This window comes from Bradyrhizobium sp. Ken64 (genome assembly GCF_055807555.1).
The window spans coordinates 1-671 of record NZ_JBVVPA010000081.1 but is presented as its reverse complement, the minus strand read 5'-3'; the positions used below and the strand labels follow the sequence as shown (position 1 = coordinate 671).

Sequence of the window (671 nt, the reverse complement as noted above, 5' to 3'; positions counted from 1 at the left end):
ACCAGCTCCGAGACCATGGTCATCAGATGCTCCAGCGTATCCACGTTGACGCGGATCGACTGGTTGGCGATGCTGGCTCCCTCGGCGGCGCCCTCATCGGCGGCCATCGATTTCTTGGGCGCGACCTTCTCCTTGGGCGCCTTAGTCTCCTTGGCGACGTCCTTGGCAACAGGCACCGGGGCTTCAGCGGCAGGCTCAGGCTCGGCCTTGACTTCAGCTTTGGCAACGGGCGCCGGGACTTCGATCGCGGTCTCGCGGAAGGCGCGCTCCAGCTCGTCGAGCGAGACTTCGCCCGGACGCAGCGGACGCTCCAGGCTCTGGTCGGCGAGCACGCCGGAGGTCGGCGCGGCTTCGACGGCGACAGGCGCCTCCGGCGCCAGCGGCGGCGCTTCAGCCACGGGAGCAGCGCTTCCAGCCGCCGGCATCGGCTGCGCCGAGCCTGACATTGCGGCCATGCCCTGCTCGACCATCGCTTCCAGCTTGTCGATGAGATCGCGGTCGGTACCCTCCGGCTCGGCTTCGGTCGCCTCCAGCCCGGCCAGAATTTCCTTGATGCGGTCGATCGAGGACAGGATCACCGTCACCGCCTGCCCCGTCACCGGCATGCCGTCACGGAATTTGCCCATCAGCGTCTCGCCGGCATGCGCCAGCGCTTCCAGCCGCGGCAAGCC

1 pseudogene is annotated in these 671 nt (G+C 68.4%); it reads right to left on the bottom strand.

Going from position 1 to position 671, the window contains the following annotated elements:
- Positions 1–671, bottom strand: a pseudogene (locus AC0L2F_RS35730) (hybrid sensor histidine kinase/response regulator); the annotation flags it as partial.